General features: G+C 44.1%; 11 protein-coding genes. 9 read left to right on the forward strand and 2 right to left on the reverse strand.

The genetic code is table 11. The annotated features are described in order from the left end of the window. Window positions 1–218 precede the first annotated feature (218 nt). From CFH81_08875 to CFH81_08890, 4 genes are read left to right on the forward strand one after another with little or no spacing between them, the layout of a single operon-like run. Window positions 219–749 carry a hypothetical protein gene (locus CFH81_08875; protein ID DAB40298.1) on the forward strand — a complete coding sequence of 177 codons (531 nt, stop codon included), beginning with the start codon at window positions 219–221 and terminating at the stop codon, window positions 747–749. 9 nt (window positions 750–758) lie between these two features. Then, window positions 759–2210, forward strand: a complete 1452-nt coding sequence (locus CFH81_08880) for a hypothetical protein (protein DAB40299.1) — start codon at window positions 759–761, stop codon at window positions 2208–2210. Then, window positions 2207–7630 carry a hypothetical protein gene (locus tag CFH81_08885; GenBank protein ID DAB40300.1) on the forward strand — a complete coding sequence of 1808 codons (5424 nt, stop codon included), beginning with the start codon at window positions 2207–2209 and terminating at the stop codon, window positions 7628–7630. The genes CFH81_08880 and CFH81_08885 overlap by 4 nt, the downstream gene beginning before the upstream one ends. Further along, window positions 7620–9323 (forward strand): hypothetical protein, encoded by a 1704-nt coding sequence (locus CFH81_08890; protein DAB40301.1) that lies wholly within the window; start codon window positions 7620–7622, stop codon window positions 9321–9323. The genes CFH81_08885 and CFH81_08890 overlap by 11 nt, the downstream gene beginning before the upstream one ends. Before the next feature lie 2 nt (window positions 9324–9325). Here the strand turns inward: CFH81_08890 and CFH81_08895 are convergent, their stop codons facing one another. Continuing rightward, window positions 9326–9730, reverse strand: coding sequence for a hypothetical protein (locus tag CFH81_08895; GenBank protein ID DAB40302.1), 405 nt, complete (start codon window positions 9728–9730; stop codon window positions 9326–9328). Window positions 9731–9841: 111 nt separating this feature from the next. Here CFH81_08895 and CFH81_08900 point away from each other — a divergent pair, with 111 nt between their 5' ends. Both CFH81_08900 and CFH81_08905 read left to right on the forward strand, forming a co-directional pair. Next, complete coding sequence (locus CFH81_08900; GenBank protein DAB40303.1) at window positions 9842–10171, forward strand: hypothetical protein; 330 nt, start codon at window positions 9842–9844, stop codon at window positions 10169–10171. After that, window positions 10161–11327: a hypothetical protein gene (locus CFH81_08905; protein ID DAB40304.1), complete on the forward strand. Its 1167-nt coding sequence runs from the start codon at window positions 10161–10163 to the stop codon at window positions 11325–11327. The genes CFH81_08900 and CFH81_08905 overlap by 11 nt, the downstream gene beginning before the upstream one ends. Window positions 11328–11530: 203 nt before the next feature. Here the strand turns inward: CFH81_08905 and CFH81_08910 are convergent, their stop codons facing one another. Beyond that, on the reverse strand, window positions 11531–12217 hold the full coding sequence (locus tag CFH81_08910; GenBank protein ID DAB40305.1) for a DedA family protein: 687 nt from the start codon (window positions 12215–12217) through the stop codon (window positions 11531–11533). 156 nt (window positions 12218–12373) lie between these two features. On the opposite strand from CFH81_08910, the gene CFH81_08915 reads away from it, so the two are divergent. The 3 genes from CFH81_08915 to CFH81_08925 all read left to right on the forward strand — a co-directional run bounded on the left by CFH81_08915 (window position 12374) and on the right by CFH81_08925 (window position 17032). Next, window positions 12374–12949, forward strand: a complete 576-nt coding sequence (locus tag CFH81_08915) for a hypothetical protein (GenBank protein ID DAB40306.1) — start codon at window positions 12374–12376, stop codon at window positions 12947–12949. A 12-nt stretch (window positions 12950–12961) separates the two neighbouring features. Then, window positions 12962–15661 carry a hypothetical protein gene (locus CFH81_08920; protein ID DAB40307.1) on the forward strand — a complete coding sequence of 900 codons (2700 nt, stop codon included), beginning with the start codon at window positions 12962–12964 and terminating at the stop codon, window positions 15659–15661. Between the two features lie 126 nt (window positions 15662–15787). Then, entirely contained in the window at window positions 15788–17032 is a 1245-nt protein-coding gene (locus tag CFH81_08925) for a serine--tRNA ligase (protein DAB40308.1), read from the forward strand. Window positions 17033–17102 lie beyond the last annotated feature (70 nt).

Genomic DNA, 17102 nt, shown 5'->3' on the forward strand with positions numbered 1-17102 from the left:
CATCGGTAAAAAAGGCGAGCATGCTGAAAGGCAGTTTTTTAAAGAGAAAAGATAGCTAGCAGCGGAAAGAAAACCGCGTTAACAAACTCACGTATTTCATCTTTTTTCATGATACCTTCCTTTGGGTTGCGGCAGTTTACTGCCGTAGCTTAATCTTCCCCCCCTTTTTCTTATCGACCTCTATTTTTTACAATTGGTACAAAAAGAGGTGTACTGAAATGGCAAAGTTTAATACAAAATTTGATCCATATGTATCACAGGTTACAAAGCCTACGGAAGGGAATATGTTTTCGGCGCTTGCTGTAGGCCTTTCAGGGTTTGATAAAGCCCGCGAAGATACGGAAATACGAGAAATCAATATGGATGAGCTGCAAAAGAAGCGCAGAGATGATAAGAAGCTTGCTGCGCTTGCTTCGTACGAGGGCCCCCGCAGCGCGTTTATGCGTCAGCATGGCGATTTTGAGACAGCTTCCGCGGCCATGGATGCGGAAAATATATTTAAGTCACGCGCCGCGCAAAGGATTGCAGCGGAGCAGCTAGCGCAAAAGAACAGCGCTAAAACACAGCCAAAGGCGTTGCAAGCGCCTGCCATCGACTATGGCGCGTTTGGCTTCGGAAAAAATGAAACCGCACCGAAAGAACCGGATCAACCCGCCGCAACCCAAACGCCAAAACCATCCGCTCCCAAAAAGACCGTGACGCTTGTCAATCCGAAAACAGGAGAGAAGCGTGTGGTAGAAATACCTTAAGGAAGAAAAATGTCAGAATATGAAAAACTGATCGCGGAAGGATGGGTAGTAGATGACGGAAGCTATGATTCCAAAATGAGCGCTGCCCCAGACACTGCAAGCCCAAGCACGACCATGTTTCAGGAGAGACCTTTTGACTTTGGTATACCGCGCCCAAGCGGTATACCGACTACATCAAGCATCTATCAGAAAAATATCGCGCGTATTGCAAAAACCGCAGACGCTATACAAGATGGCGATCTATCGGTGCAGGCATCTTCTATCCTTGGATCAAATGCGGACTATAGAGATATAGACAAGGCGATCAAAGTCTTGGCGTTTAACGATAGGGTAAGGCTGGCAAACGCCAAAAAACAGGCAGACATCTATAGGCATATTGAAAATGAAGTGCTATCCTTTAGCGATCCCTATGCAAGAAGCGAAGCCTACAACGTCATAAACGACCCGACTATGAAAATAAGCGACAAATTGACGGCGGTAGGGGCATACAAAGAGGCGTATGGCGCCAAAAGTGACGCATCGACTCCTGCGGGTATGCGATATCTCAACGAAATACAGCAGCTTGAAGCAAAACCAAACCTTGGGACGGCTGAGAGGGAAAGGCTTACCAGTCTCAAAGACCTATATGAGGCGGAAGTGGTAAGAGGGTTTGACTCTACGGCGAAGAAATATAAAACGGCAACCAGGGAGCTTGACCGCACATGGGAAAATCTAAAGACGGCATATCCATCAGAAACAGAAGCAAAAACACTTTCAACTATCGACGTGAGAAATCTGTCTGACGGGGACAGGGCGAAGCTTAACCGTGTCGGGCTCATGGCGGTAAAATCTCTCGGAGTAGAAGGGCAAGCTGCCCACAATGCCATGAGGGGGATAAAAGCCCAGTACGATCAGGCATCCACCGCGATGGATATCACGCTTAGAATGATGGAGAAAGGGAAGGATATCAACATGATAGATACCGTGTATAAAGACCTCCTTGCGCAATACTTTGGATACAGCAAAGATATGCTCGATAAGGTGTCAAGAGATAAGTCTTTTATGAACATCCTTGCAGACTACAGGCATGGACTGTATGGTGCAGCACTGAACAAGACGGAGCAACAAACATTTCTTGAATCCGCTTCGTCTTTATATAGGAACAATCAGGATATCGCCCTCGCAACCAAAAAAATCATGGATATGAATCTTGCAAAAATGGACATGATACGAACACAGATGGGATTTGAGGCTTTTAACGCTTTGTACGGCGACCTGCATTCAAACATGAAAGACAGGGTTGAGTTGTGGAACGATGCGATATCCGGGCCCGCTGCCGGAGCGAAGAACGACGGTTTCCTCAACCCTGATGAGATACTTGGCGGCACAGGAAGCGTACAGCAAAACAGCGGTACGACAAAAAGGTTCAACGGAAACAACATTGATGAACTTGATAAACTTCTTGGGATGCAGCAGAGATGATAACACTTGATATAAGCAGAAGCTCTTTGATGGGGCTTGATGATGAAAGAAAGAAACGCATCAGGGAGAAAGCGGCCGCCGGCGAACTTGAGCTGAATGTCACGGAAGATATCGACGATATGGGCATCCTTGATGTTGCCGGCAAGAATGCAGGAGATACCAAAAAAGTAGAACAGATACAAGCGCCGGACACGCTTTCGCAGGAGCAGTACGGCGAACTGATGAAAGAGGACAACACCGCCACAATCCCTACGGTTGCCACAGGAGGCATATTCTCGGCAGAAGATCCAAAGTGGAAAGCGGCGGAAGAGAAAAAAGGAGATCTTGTCACGATGCCTACTTCGGCAAAAGGCACCGAAGAGATCGCTGATGGGGTAGTAAAGCAGGAAGCCCCCATCAGGCCGGAAGTGGATTCTGAAACAGAGTGGAAACGCGGGCTTTTGGCAAAGACAAATGACATCAAGACCAATGTATCTAATGCTAAGAGAGTTTTTGAGCAAGGCGGGTACAAGCTTATAGGCGTCAAACCCAACGAGCCAGGCGCGGCAACACAGTCTAACGTCTATAAGCTTGAAAAGGACGGCAACGAGTATATCATCGACGAGAACAGCTTTGACTCGGCAATGTGGGACCTGGGAGGAGACCCTGCAAGCAACGCCATCGCGCTTGGCACGGCAGGAATCGGCACAGCGATAGGGCTCGGCGGCATCGGGAACATGATAGACCAGGCGATCAGCAAGGCCATGAGCGGTGAAGAACTCAGCGCGGAGCAGAGAGCCGTGGAAGTATTAAAAGAAGCCGCGCTGTTTGGGGCAGGGGAAGCTATCGTTAAGAGCGCCCCGCTTTTGATCAAGGGCGCAAAGGGCATGCTTGAAGCGCCGGCATGGGCAAAAGAGAATATCTACGGCTATATCGCAAACGGAAACATGCCTGGGGCAAAGTCATTTGCAAAAGATATCTTGGGCGTGGATGACGCCTATATGGATGAAGCGGTCAAGTCTATGCAGACGTGGCAGAAGGAAGCGTATAGCAAGGGTGCAGATGCGGATAAAAAAAGGCTGAAGGACGTCCTGTTTGCCGACAATAAGCTTGAGTCAGCCGCTGAATATGTAAAAGAGGCTATCGATTCATCTAAAAACATGACAGACCAAGAGAGACTGTTGGCTACAGTGATGCAGCATCCAGAGGGGGAACGCTACTTGTTGCCTGCACTTGACGGCAATATAGACGCCGCCACTCAGGCCATGCGAAGTATAGACGCAAGGGTTCAGCAAGCAAGAGAGCTGCTTGACAGCGCAAGCGGCACAGAGATAAAGCAAGCGGTGCAAGAGTATGAAGGCAGGGTTGCAGATCAGTATAAAGATATGAGGAATACCTTCACTGAGGCATTTAAGAAGAGCAACTATCGCTTCAATTTGGACGATCTGAAGATAGAGGACAAAATCAAAAGTATGGGTTCTTATGTCGGAGACGACTATATCCAAAAACAATTTGAAGCCATGAGTAGCGCCGTCAAAGCAAAAATAGAGGGCGCAAGAAGCGGCGCGGGAGTCACAAGGAACATTGACGATCTTCTCGATCTGTGGCAGCGCGTCAATAAGTTTTACGGGAAATACGGGAAACAGCTTGACAAACCTGACGTGGAAGTGTTTGAAAACATCAAAAAGGGTATAGGCGATGAAGTTGAGCGCGCGCTTGAAAAGCATACTACACCGGAGATATCGCGTGATCTTCTAAGGTATTTCGATGATGCCAGAGATGCGTACAGCGAGATGTACCGCGTGTCGGAAACCAATCTGTATAAAGGGCTTATGGGCGAAGGAAAAAGCGCGAAGGATAGAGTGGACGCGCTTATCAAACATGCGCAGGATGACGAGGGAGAGCTGCAAAGACTTTTAAACAAGCTTACGCCTGAAGCGGCAGACAGGGCGGAGAGCGCGATAATAGATTCGGTGCTTAGTAAGCATACGGCAGGCGAAACGGGCAAGCTGCAAGCGCTCAATACTGCCGCTGCGCTTGATGACCTTGAAGCTCTAAAACCATTTTTGAAATCGGATGCGTCACAGCAGGGCATTAAGCTGCTTGAGGAGATGCACCAAAAGTTCAAGCATGATTTTAGTCTTTATCAAGCCGCTAAGGGAGAAACGGTAAAACAGCCAGAGGGCGGGATATCCCCATCTCCGATAGGCAGGATGCGTACCGCCGCCGGAAGCGCGATATTTCGATATATGAAAAGCATGATTCCGTTTAGTCGAGATGCTAAAGCCTTGGCTCTCCAACGTCATATTGGCAAGGCGCTTGAGAAAAGCAGAGCACCTGTAGATATGGCAAAGCGCGTATATTCTTCCATGGCGTTGTTGCCTAATCAAAGATCAGAGCTGAAAGAGTTGATCAAGATCAACAACAAGGCAATGGCTGCAAAGAACAAGGCTGCCGCTGATGCCGCCCTGCAAGAGCTTAGAGACTTTGAGGCGAAGATGGAAGCGAAGAGGATTAACGATGTCTTGTCGGTAAAAGAATTCAAAAAGCCTGACATCTATGAGATACGCGCAATCGAAAAGCTTGGGCAGGACGATGCAAAAGCCACGCTTGCAAGAAGCATCCGAGCGATACAGGAAGGAAAAGCAGGGAGTGCAGACATAAAGAGGTATCTTGAGGCAAAAGAATATATCGAGCCGGAACGTCTTGCCAAAGCGATAGAAAAAGAGCGACTATTCTCTCTGGATCAAAAGTATCGTTTTGTGGGAGAAGAAGAGATAGGCAAAATAGATAAGCTTCGGGGCTATCTGATGAGCGATGCAACGCTCAAATACGGCAATGAATTTAACCCGCAACAGGTCAAAGCGCTGATCTATGATCTTAAAACGAACGGAAAACCGCGCGATTTGAAATATGACAAGCTGTATGATGACGTGATGGGAATGTATGACGCGCTTGCGCCGCGTATCGATGAGGCGTACGGTAAAGTGTCTGTGCAGTCTCTAACTCGGGTACCTGCGTCATCCGAAGATGCGGCATCCTCGGTCACCCGCCATCAAGGACACCAGGCAGAGCGATTACCTTTGCGCGGCGTTCCTTCCGCTCAGGGATACGGCAGTCAATCTGCACAGACATATGACAGTATAGCAAAAGCGAACGAAAAATTCAAGGACTCTGTCGTAAGGGATGAGTCTGGTGATCTTAAAGTGCTGTATCATGGTACAAACAGCGACTTTGACACCTTCAATGTAAACAAAGCAGCGAACGGAAACTTCGGTCACGGCTTCTATCTTGCAGAAGATGTTGAGACGGTAAACGCGCACTTTGCCAAAGGATATGGTGCAAATATAATGCCCGTAATGGCAAATATAGAAAACCCGTTTGATATTGATGATCTTGCAAAAGCAATGCCCGTTTATGAAGCATTTGCCAAAGAGTTCGGGATGAAGATGCCAAAAGAGGCTAAGAACCCGCTTGCCGTATATAAGCTCATAACCAACGGAAGCAAAGGGAAAGAACAGTTTAGGAACTTCCTTGAGTATCTTGGCTACGACGGGATAGTAGGAAAGACACCAGGAGCAGGTAGACAGTATGTAGCGTTCTATCCTAACCAGATTAAGTCTATCCATAACAGAGGCACATTTGACCCTAAAAATCCAAATATCTTGATGGCAAATCATCACATCGGCAGTGGCTTAGTTGCAGGTAGCGGCAATGCGATAGTGTATGATGAGGAGGGCAATATAGTCGGGTTTGATACTGATGGTTTTGTTAGCGGTTTTTTAGCAGGTGCAATAGGAAGCAAAGCAGGTGCAGCGGCACTAAATAGAGTAAATCCAAAACTCTACAATAAGATATTAGGCGTGTCAAAAGAGTTTCCAAATATGGCGACTTCAAACCCTAAACTTTTAGCCCAGATATATAAAACTGCTCCGAGTGCCAAAGGGCAGGCTCTTACTTTCGCCGGCGAAAAAGCTATAAAAGCAGATGTTGCAAAGCTTGATGATGCTATGAAGTTGGCAGACTCTGGAGCAAAAGAGTCTGACATCTGGAGAAGTACGGGATGGTTCAAGGGCGATGACGGAAAGTGGAGATTTGAGGTGGATGATAGCGGGGCAAAGATGTTGAGCAAAGCAGAGCTTGACGCACTTGCAAAAGATGATCCGTATGAAATGATAGAAATTCCTTTGTCGCAAATATTTAAGCACGATAAGCTTTTTGAGCAGTATCCGAAACTCAAAGATATAAATGTAAATTGGGAGTATTCAAAAGCAAAAGGGTTAGAGAAGCCTGAAAATGTCTATCATGGAGCGAGCTTTAATCATAAAGAGAACCTTATAATTATAGGCAACGGACTTAACGACAAAGATATAAAATCTTCGATACTCCATGAGGTCCAACATGCCGTGCAAGGTATAGAAGATTTTGCGAGAGGCGGAAATCCACAGAGCATAAAAGGTATATCTAAATATCAGGAAGACAAACTAAGAGATGAATTATCGGAAATTTCAAGCGAGCAGCTAAGTAGAAAATTAGGAAATGAGCCTAAATCTATCTGGGTATATGACAATAACATGGTCTTAAAAACAGACAAAGAGCTAGAAAGCTATGAAGCAGATATCATTCAGGAGCTAAAAAATACAAAGCACAACAACTATGAACGACTCCACGGCGAAGCAGAAGCAAGACTCACTCAAAAAAGAGCGGATGCAGGGTATAAAAATTATCCTTACGATGACTTAGATGTGCCAAGAGATGAGCTTATCATCCGAGATGGTGAGGGTGTGGCGGAGATGAGCATAGAGACAGAGGCACGATATATAAATCCAAAAAACGGCAACTTGACATCACAATTTAAAAAAGATGCTATGCCTATGCCAAAAGCTTTAAGTAAAAAAGAGTTTGCAAAACAGTATGGAGATACATACGGATGGACAAGCGTAGAAACACCTATCGGTAAGATAAAATTTAACGTAAACAGTGCGTATAAGCATATGGAGTCTGATAATACTTATTTTGCAGACAGAGTTAACTTCTCGGGTGCTTTTGATAAAGCCTTGACGGATCCGCTCATGATAGTTAAAAATCCTCTCAAAGACGGACAAACAGAATACTACCTGCCGCTTAAAAACGAGACAGACGGTATCTTGCATTTTATAAATATAGCAAAAGACAAAAACGGAGAACTTAAACAGATAACTTTTTTTGATGTTTCAGAAGATGAAGCGAAGAGAATAATCAAGAGCCAAGGAAGCAACATGCTTTATTTTAAGTATTCGACGGCTACCAAGCAAATGCTTGATACGGGCGATGCAGTGCAAATCCCAAAAAAATCGCCGTCTACAAATGAAAGTATAACTAAAGAGTACAAAGATAGTCAAGGGGTAACATCTATATTGCCGGCAAGCTCAGCAAGCAAGGAGAAAATAAATGAACGATAAAGAACTTTTGGACTACCTAAAGTCCACTTTCGAGGAGTCAAAGACACTTACGGAAGGATCTAGAAAAGAGGGCCGGGATGCGTATGAGTATATGAGAGGAAACCAGCTTCCGGCTGATGTGATCGAAGCGCTTGAGGACAGGGGGCAGCCTGCAACATGGGAAAACATCTATGCAAAGATCGACAACAAAGTCGAGGGCATGAAACTGATGACGCGCGAGGATATCGTTCTTTTGCCTAGAAATTTTGCCAAAAAAGATCAATTTGCTGTGCTGTCGAACGTGCTAAAGTCTGTACATGAGAACTCCGAATGGAAGACGTACAAAAAGCGTGCGGACAGAGACTTTCGCGTCGTAGGGCTCAGCGTCGTGGAACAGTCGATGCACATACTTGACGAAACAGATATCAAAGGCAAGAAGGTCAAAGAGGTTGTGCGAAAACATATCCCGGCTCTTGAGTGCTTCATCGATATGTATGCTTCAAACCCGGATATGAGCGATCAGCGGTATTTTCATCATTCGAGGCTCATCCATAGGCCTTTTCTTGTGCGAGCATTCGGCGAAAAGGCAAAGAACATTGCTGCAAATGATGCGGAGATGGTGAGAGTGCAGCGCACGTGGTACCGTGATCAAGAATGGAAGATACGTTTTGCAATATGGACAGACGAGGCAGTACTGGAAGATGTGCCGACACCGTTTGGCAAACTCGACAAATTTCCGTTGGCGATAAGAAGGCTCAATTGGTCGCATCGGAAAGAGTATTATGGGATGTACAGGGATCTAAAGCCGTTCCAGGATACGATAAACTTCACGATGCTGCGTATCAAAAATATGCTCGGAAGCAATAAAGTCATGATAGAATCAGATGCGGTTGACGACGTACATACGTTCACCGATGATTTCTCAATCGATGAGTCTGTTATGGTACTGAAACCAGGGTCTCTGATACAAAAAAAGGTAGAGATCATCAAGCAGACGAATGATATCTCTCAACTGATGAGCATTGTGCAGGATGCAAGGATACAGGCCGAACTTGTCATGGGGCTCAATGCCGAAGCACTCGGCAGCGCAGTCAACCGACTGAGCGGGTATGCGATAGAAAACAGAATCAATCAAGGACTTGTGGGGTTGCAAAACTTTATGGATCTAAGTGGAGAGCAGGATGTAGACCTGGCGCAAAACGAGATAGAGATCATGAAGGAACATTTTAGCGCTGAACAGATCTACTATATCGAAGGCAAAAGCGGCAAAGAGCGCGAGCAAGTTGTGTTGAATGCGTATCAAAGAGACGATTTAGGCAGGATGCTTTATGATGCAGGCCGACCGCTACAAGAGAACATACTTGAGATAGGCAGGTATGATGTGCGCTTTACGCGTGTGCCGATGAACAGAGGCGCATCCGGCGAACGGCAGAAAAATTGGGCTGAAGTGATGAAAGTGTTGCGCCCTGAAGTGGCAGAGCGTCTTGTTCCGAGCATGTTGCGCGACACGGAAAGTCCGGAAGCAGAAGAAGCGCAACGCGTGATCGATGAAATGAACGAAAATATACAGCCTGATCCTGCTGCACAGCAGGCGCAACAGCTACAGATAGAGACGATGGCTGCGCAACTTCAAAAACTGCAAGCGCAAATCAATGAGATGAATTCAAAAGCAGAACTCAACAAGGCCAAAGCGGCAGGCATCCACGGGGCGTAATATCAATAGTACGATGTGATGAGGCTCAGCACTTCACTGAGCAACCGGTCCTGTTTGTCTTCATCTACAAGCGCAAATGCTTTGCATATCTTTGCCATACGCTCATCCCCGTCGCACGGGGTTTGTGCCATCTGTTTTTTTAGGGCAGCCATCGTCTCTTCTGTAAAGAAGTTCGGTTCAGGGAAGGTGTACTGCGGCCCATTGCCGGTCTCTATCCAGGAGAGATTTACTTTTTTTTCATTGGCTACCTTAATAAGTTTTTTCTTCGGGATAGCATCGCGGTTGATCCATGTGTCGTATGTGCCGGTAGGGACATCCATCTTTTGACACAGATCAAGACGGCTATCCACCTCATATATGAGCATGAGCCGATCAATAATGGGCTGAATTTTCTTTATTTTTGCCATTTTTTGAATAAATCCTTTCAAAAACCTTGACAAACACCTCAAATTGAAGTATCATTGAAGTATTAATTAAGTTGCTAAGAATAAATATAGCATATTTTGAAAGGATTTGCAATGTATCACGAAGAAGTTATAAAAGATCGCATAGAAACAAGGATACGAAACATTGCGGATATGCTTTGTCTTGTAGGGCCTGACATAAACAATAATAGCCCTATAGAGTTTAGGCTTGATAGCATCATCGATCACCTTGGCGATTTGATAGAGCATGAATTTTCAATCTCTCACGTCGCGCGTTTATGCGGGAAACACAAAGATACTATCAGAAATTTTCTGCTCCAGAACTATGCAGAAGGCAAAGGGTATAGACTTTCGCCAAAAGGTGGTAAAATATATATTGCAAGAGATGCAGCGCTGAGCATAAGGAGACACTATGCAAAGTAATGCAAGCAATGCAACACGACAAAAAGGAAAAGGCTGGTTCGTAAATGAATGCGGCGTGATATATGTGCAGGGTTCAATCAACGGAAAGTTTGTCAGGAAGTCAACCGGCATGAAGAGCACCTCCGGGAATATCACATATATCAAGAAAAATTATCGTGATGTTCTTTTAAATATAATCAATGAAAACAAAGTAACTACGGGCACCAGCTTTGAGGAGTTCGGGCGAAAAGTAATTGAGGATGGCGCAAAGAAGGTAGTTAACGGAAGGGAGAGCAAGCGCGGGAGAGGAGAGCTCGCACAAAGGGATGCTCTATCCAAGTTTGACAACTATCTTTTACCATTTTTTAGAGAGTATGCGCTGGATGAGATCAAAGCTATGCATATAGAAACATGGCTAGTAGGGATACTTAGACATAAGAGCACTTCTACAGCAAATAAGTGCAAAAATCTTTTAAACGAGATCATGCATAAAGCATGCGGAAATGACATTATAGTTAAAAATCCTGTTGAGTATGTTGAGAAAATAGAAGTAGAATATGAGAAACAGCAGGCCTATTCTATAGGTGATACGTTAAAAATGATGCGTGAGTCTAATGGATGGATGCATACATATCTGAATCTTGCGTTTACGACAGGGATGAGAACAGGCGAGCTTCTTGCTTTAATGTGGGAAGACGTAGACTGGGAGTATTCGTGTATATATCTAAAGCGATCAGTTTCAAAGGGTAGGATAAGGATAGGCAGTACCGGGAAAAAGAACCATTACCGTATCGTGCCCATACTGCCAGAGGTACTTAAAATTCTTAAGTCTGCACATGAGAACAACGCTAAAAGCAAATGGATCTTCCCTAATCAGAAAGATAGCTTCTACAAAGAGTCTAAGGATGTAGTTAAATATCACTTCAAACCGCTTTTGAAGAAGCTTAAGATAGCGTATATATCATTGTACGCTACGCGGCATACATTTGCGACGATAGCAGACAATGCCAGAGTCGACTCTGCAACTCTAGACAAAATGATCGGGAACAGTGAAAAAGTAAGACAGGATCATTATGTTACGTTTGCCATGACAAAAGAGAGAGCCGAAGAAGCTCAAAGCAATTTAACACCTGTAAACAATATTCTGTTCAGTAATATGAAGGTTGAGACGAAGTGATGAAAACTGCCGAGTTACTGCCGAGTAAATTTGTGATTATGGATGGAAGCTCGATATTTTGGGCATTTGTATTTTTATGCCGAAAGCCTCATAAGCCGGAGGTCGGGGATTCGAGTTCCCCCCTTGCTACCACTTCGTACTAAAAATACCCTATAGAATGTTTGAAATCGAGTTTTTTGGCCTAAACGCATATTTACTATGAGTCAAGTTCTAGATTGATCGGGTTGTTTTTTTGTTACTCGGCTAAAATAGTAAAGTATTCCGCTCCCAATGATCGCTGCAACGAATAAAGTTAAATACCAATGTTCTTTCGCCCATACTATAACTTGAAGAATTTGTTCTCCAAAATACCAAGCCGGAATAATTGTAAGAGCAGCCCAGCACCAGGCACTAATGAGATTGATAAAGGCAAATGTTTTAGCATCATATCGTGTAAGACCGATAGAAATGGGTATGACAGTTCTCATGCCGTACATATATCTTTGCACAAAAATGATCGGCCATCCATATTTTTTTAATAAAATATGCGCCAGCGCAAACTTTCTTCTTTGTCCTTTAAACGTTTTGTGAACATATTTTTTGTTGAATCTTCCAATATAAAAATAGATCTGGTCACCGGCAAAGCCGCCGAGCCCTGCAATAAATATTGCCAGATATAAATTCATATCCCCTGTGTGCGATAAAAGACCGGCCATAATAAGACCTGCTTCGCCTTCTAAAATACTCCAAGCAAAAAGTATTATATATCCATGGGTTTTAAGCAAATAGATAAATTTTTCATCAATTCCGTCGCCCGGTGCGTAGTATAATCCATATGCCAAGAAGAGAGCAAAAATGGTTACAATAACCGTAAAAAGCTTTCCAGAATTATTTTTTAGTTTTTGTCTCATTTTCTTCCCAATTCTCTAAATTCTATAAAGTATAGCATTACAATACTTTGTGGCAAATAATGACATAAATTGGTAAACAAAATGTTGCTTTTCTGTATAATTTAATCTTAAAAAATATAAATATATGATATTCTTGTGCGATACGCATTTATTTGAATGTATTATGTAAAACAAAATAAGGGCAAGGAGTTTATCATGGTAAAAAAGGTAAAGATAGTATTTTTGTGTATGGTTTTAGGAACTTTGCTAAATGCAAGAGAGATTTCTAGCGGAGATAAATTTTTAGGATTGGAAGTCGGCGCTGCGACAGTGCAGGCAGATACGGGAGGATTTTTTGGGGAGTTGGAGCATGAAGGAACCGATGTAGAGATCGGTTTTCGTCTCGGTGTTCAAAACGAAGCATGGAGAACGACGTTGATTTATGATTATTTTGATAGCAGCGATGATGATCAAAATTATGAAAAAGGGATGCTTACGGTAGATTATTTCTTTCTTGAATCTACACGCGGAGTTCAAATGTTTAATCCTTATATCGGCCTAAATGCAGGATATATGAATTATGAGTCTACCGGCATCGATGAGAGCGGATTTTTGTATGGGGCTCAAGTCGGCGTGACGTTTGATATGATGGAAAATATCAATGCAGATTTGGGATACAGATATTCTTATACGGATGCCGCACATACGGACCATATAGGAAGTTTTGTGCTTGGCGTTAACTATTTGTACTAACAAGGGGAGTAGATGAAAAAAAATATTTTTATTTCTCTTTTGCTGGCGTTTGCCTTTGTGATAAGCGGATGCGGTAGCACTAGCAAAACAGGCGGAGACGCTGAGGGTACAGCCGCTGTTGAGATGCAAAAAAGCCAGATAGCACTAGGATCAAACGGAACGGATTTTTCTTTGCCTTTAACATTTACCAAACTGTTAGACAGCAGCTATCAGGTTGAGCTGAGCGATTTTCGATTGAGTGTGACAGGCTGTACGGTTCATACGATCACATTTGATCCTGCCGCTTTGGTATTTGACGGAGGGCTTAATACGCAAGAAACACTTCTGGTAACGGGTGCATTTGATCAAAACTGTACACCGACAGGCTTTACGTTGACGGCGACACAAAAAGTTACCAAAGACGGCCAAAGCAAAACCGAAGAAGTAACCTTCAGTTCTACCTCTTCTGGAGATATACCAACAAGCGGTTATGACATAATCAATGCAACAACACCGCTTATTATCGGAGAATCAAATACGGGATATATGATTAGTATGCAAGTTGTCAAAGACGGTTATGTGGCACCGGGAGAAACGGTTAAGCTGCGAGCATTTAATGATGAAGATGGTCGCATAGAGGCAACTTCTACCTATACTGCTACAACGGATGTTAACGGTATAGCGCGTTTTGATTATGTATCACCGGGTGTTTTGCCCTTAGAGGGTACATCTGCAATACTGTTTGCTGATTTGATGGATGAAAATGATACTGGAGTGATTGCTACACAAGAGATTGAATTAATTTTCAGTCAAAACGGTTCGACGGATATAATTTATACAATAGTGCCGGATCAAAACATCACCGTTACAGACACGCTGCAGTCTCATCAGATCAAAGTCGCGCTTTCCAAGCAAGAGATCGGACAGCCTGCACAACCGGCAGTCGGTGAATTTGTGATTGCAGAATTTGTCATGCCTATCTATGGCGCTTTGGCGCAGTATGAAGCTGTGGTAGGAGCAGACGGATTTGCCAGATTTAGTTATACCTCTCCTGAGTCTATGCCAAGCGTAAATGATGTAAATATTACATTCTATTATAAAAATAATCATACGGTTCGTGGCGAAACCAAGATTATTTTTGATAAACAAACAGTGTCCGGTGTTTCTAAAATGTATGTAGTGCCCGAGTCATTTACCGTTACGGAGGCTGGGCAGACCCAGGAGATTACTATTGTAACCGTCAATGAGGAGAATATAGGTGTCAGCACCACAGTTACACTCGAGCAACCCTTCTTTAATAATACAGATTACGGAAGTTTTGACAAAACAAGTGTCACAACGGATTTGAGTGGAAAAGCGGTTGTTGCCTATACTGCTCCGGATGCGATCACAGGATTAAGCGAGAGAAATATTACGGTCACGGAAACATCAGCTATTATTCATAAAGAGTTAAATATCAAATTTGGAACACCGGATACTTTGGGCACCAATTACGAGATTGTGGTTGATGCACCGGCTTCTTTGGCCGTGGATGATACGGACCAGATTACTGTGAAAATCGTAGAGGTGGGCAATCCAAGTAATGTTATTGCAAATGGCAACGTGCATGAAGTGAACCTTACTAGCCAATTTACCAATATATTGACGTTTGCAAGCGGTAGCGCAACTTTCAGTTATGATAGTCTGGGGACAAAAGCGATCGCTGTGGAAACTAAAACGCTCTCCGGCGTTGCTGTCATCGCCGTTAGTGCATCTGTATACAACGGCGACCATGATGTGGTGTTAAATGCGTTGGTACCTGTTACAGTGCTTTCAGGGCCGGTAACAGCAATATCCTTGTTTTATGTCGGCTCTTCAGAGAATGAGTTGGGCGCATTTATCAATACCTATACAATCCATGCAATAGACAAGTATGCTAACCCTGCAAGGGAAGGCGTTGTGTTGTCTCCTTCTTTGATCAATGGAGTTAAGTTAGCCGAAACCGACTCTTCTCCAACCGGTCAAATCACAGCAGGTACGCCTGTAACTTTTGAAGATGCATTGAAAGATTTTGGTATAGTTGGCATCACAACAGAAGATAGGCTCATCATTGTTCCAAACAGCACCAGATATGCACAAAGCTATCTGGGCGGCTGGAGTATCGATGATGTTGCGGGGCAAAGTTTGACTTTAAGCGAATCTTATTTCGGTGCAACGGCTGATAATTTGAGCTATGTGATTGGAAATGAAAGCAGAAGTCTGCTAGGCGATATAGCTTTGGCATCCATCGCAAGCAAAACGGGAAGTTATGCCACGGATGCTAACGGCAACGTCCAGTTTGATATCGTATTTGATCCTGCGCTTGCGGGCCATACGGCAACTATCGCGGCGCATGCGTATGATACCAACCGGACCGGCGTAGCCAAGGTGGCCGGTTTGCGTTGGGGGCATTATAATTCAACAGTAGAAAAAGTGGACAATGACGGCAACGACCACAATGTAACACTTACATTAGAAATTTGCAACTCAAAGGATGAACCTATAGAGCGCTTAGTGGATGTAGAGATCGTGCCGGAGGGGATAGTAAGCAATTCATCCCAATGTGATCTTAATGTGTCGGCGGCAAATGATCTGCATACAGACGTCAACGGTCAAATCACCGTACAGATCTATACCAAAGCAACCGATCCTGCAGTAGCGGAGTGTGAAATCAGCTGGAGCAAAAGCAATTCCCATATTTATCTAGAATACTAGCCGGAAACTTTAAATTTTCTTGCTTTAAGTCCAAAAGAGCTTGACTCTTTTGGACTATCTTTTAATCCGTTTCTTCTTTATTTTCCACTATAATCTCATCATATTTTATACATACGGGTACTTATCATGATCGATCTGAAATATCTCCAAAACAATTTTGACGAAGCGGCTGCCAAACTTCAAAAAAAAAGCGTAGAAAGCACTATACTTGAAAATCTTCAAACGCTTTTTTCTGAATTAAAAGAGGCCAATGCACAACTGGAAGCAGCCAAAGCAGAACAAAACGCCATGTCCAAACTGTTTGGCCAATATATGCGTGAAAGCAAAGATATCTCAGAGCTTAAAAAGAAAGTGGATGCTAACAAAGAGGCGATGGTGCCGCTTCAGGAAAAAGCCAGGGCAGCAGAAGAGGCGCTTTATGCTGTGGCGCTTAGCATCCCCAATTTTCCTGATGACTCTGTACCTGAAGGGGCAGATGAAGAGGAAAATGTGGAGCTTCGCAAAGTGTTGGAGCCTAAAAAATTCACCTTTGCTCCTAAAGAGCACTGGGAGCTGGCTCAGATAAACGGCTGGATTGATTTTGAACGCGGGGTTAAACTGGCAAAAAGCCGTTTTTCTGTGCTGAGAGGAGAGGCTGCAAGGCTGGAGAGAGCGCTGATCAATTTCTTTTTGGATGCCAATAGGGCGAAAGGATTTGAAGAGTTTTGCGTACCTTTTTTGAACAATGCAACAATGCTTCAGGGCACGGGACAACTGCCAAAATTCGGGGATGACCTCTTTAAGATAGAAGAGGAAGATCTTTATCTGATCCCGACGGCAGAAGTACCGCTAACCAATATGTACCATGATGAGATACTCTCAACCAAAGAGCTGCCTCTTTTGATGACGGGCTATACCCCGTGTTTCAGAAAAGAAGCAGGAAGTGCCGGGCGGGATACAAGAGGAATGATACGCCAGCATCAGTTTGACAAAGTGGAGATGGTGGCTATAGCGCATCCGGATCAAAGCGATGAAATATTTGAGATGATGGTGCAAAATGCCTCTGATATCCTTACTGCATTGGGGCTGCCTCATAGGGTGGTAGAGCTGTGCGGCGGAGATCTCGGTTTTTCTGCGGCTAAAACGATCGATCTTGAAGTATGGCTTCCCGGACAGAACAAATACCGCGAGATCAGCTCTATCTCAAATACGAGAGATTTTCAGGCAAGACGTGCCAAAATCCGCTTCAAAGATGACAAACAAAATCGACTGGTACATACCCTCAACGGTTCGGCTTTAGCGGTGGGGCGTACGCTGATAGCGATCATGGAGAATTATCAAAACGAAGACGGGAGTATTACCATTCCTGCTGTATTGCAGAGGTATATGTAGAGAATCGCTTCGCTCAAGTGAAGAGTGGCGGTATACATTTCTTCGAAATGCTTTTATTTTAAAAATGCGC

This window comes from Sulfurovum sp. UBA12169, assembly GCA_002742845.1.
In the GTDB taxonomy this organism is placed as follows: domain Bacteria; phylum Campylobacterota; class Campylobacteria; order Campylobacterales; family Sulfurovaceae; genus Sulfurovum.

Excerpts from the sequence above, each read along its gene's own strand:
- CFH81_08875 (DAB40298.1), top strand. The coding sequence starts at position 219 with ATGGCAAAGTTTAATACAAAATTTGATCCATATGTATCACAGGTTACA.
- CFH81_08880 (DAB40299.1), top strand. The coding sequence starts at position 759 with ATGTCAGAATATGAAAAACTGATCGCGGAAGGATGGGTAGTAGATGAC.
- CFH81_08885 (DAB40300.1), top strand. The coding sequence starts at position 2,207 with ATGATAACACTTGATATAAGCAGAAGCTCTTTGATGGGGCTTGATGAT.
- CFH81_08890 (DAB40301.1), top strand. The coding sequence starts at position 7,620 with ATGAACGATAAAGAACTTTTGGACTACCTAAAGTCCACTTTCGAGGAG.
- CFH81_08895 (DAB40302.1), bottom strand. The coding sequence starts at position 9,730 with ATGGCAAAAATAAAGAAAATTCAGCCCATTATTGATCGGCTCATGCTC.
- CFH81_08900 (DAB40303.1), top strand. The coding sequence starts at position 9,842 with ATGTATCACGAAGAAGTTATAAAAGATCGCATAGAAACAAGGATACGA.
- CFH81_08905 (DAB40304.1), top strand. The coding sequence starts at position 10,161 with ATGCAAAGTAATGCAAGCAATGCAACACGACAAAAAGGAAAAGGCTGG.
- CFH81_08910 (DAB40305.1), bottom strand. The coding sequence starts at position 12,217 with ATGAGACAAAAACTAAAAAATAATTCTGGAAAGCTTTTTACGGTTATT.
- CFH81_08915 (DAB40306.1), top strand. The coding sequence starts at position 12,374 with ATGTATTATGTAAAACAAAATAAGGGCAAGGAGTTTATCATGGTAAAA.
- CFH81_08920 (DAB40307.1), top strand. The coding sequence starts at position 12,962 with ATGAAAAAAAATATTTTTATTTCTCTTTTGCTGGCGTTTGCCTTTGTG.
- CFH81_08925 (DAB40308.1), top strand. The coding sequence starts at position 15,788 with ATGATCGATCTGAAATATCTCCAAAACAATTTTGACGAAGCGGCTGCC.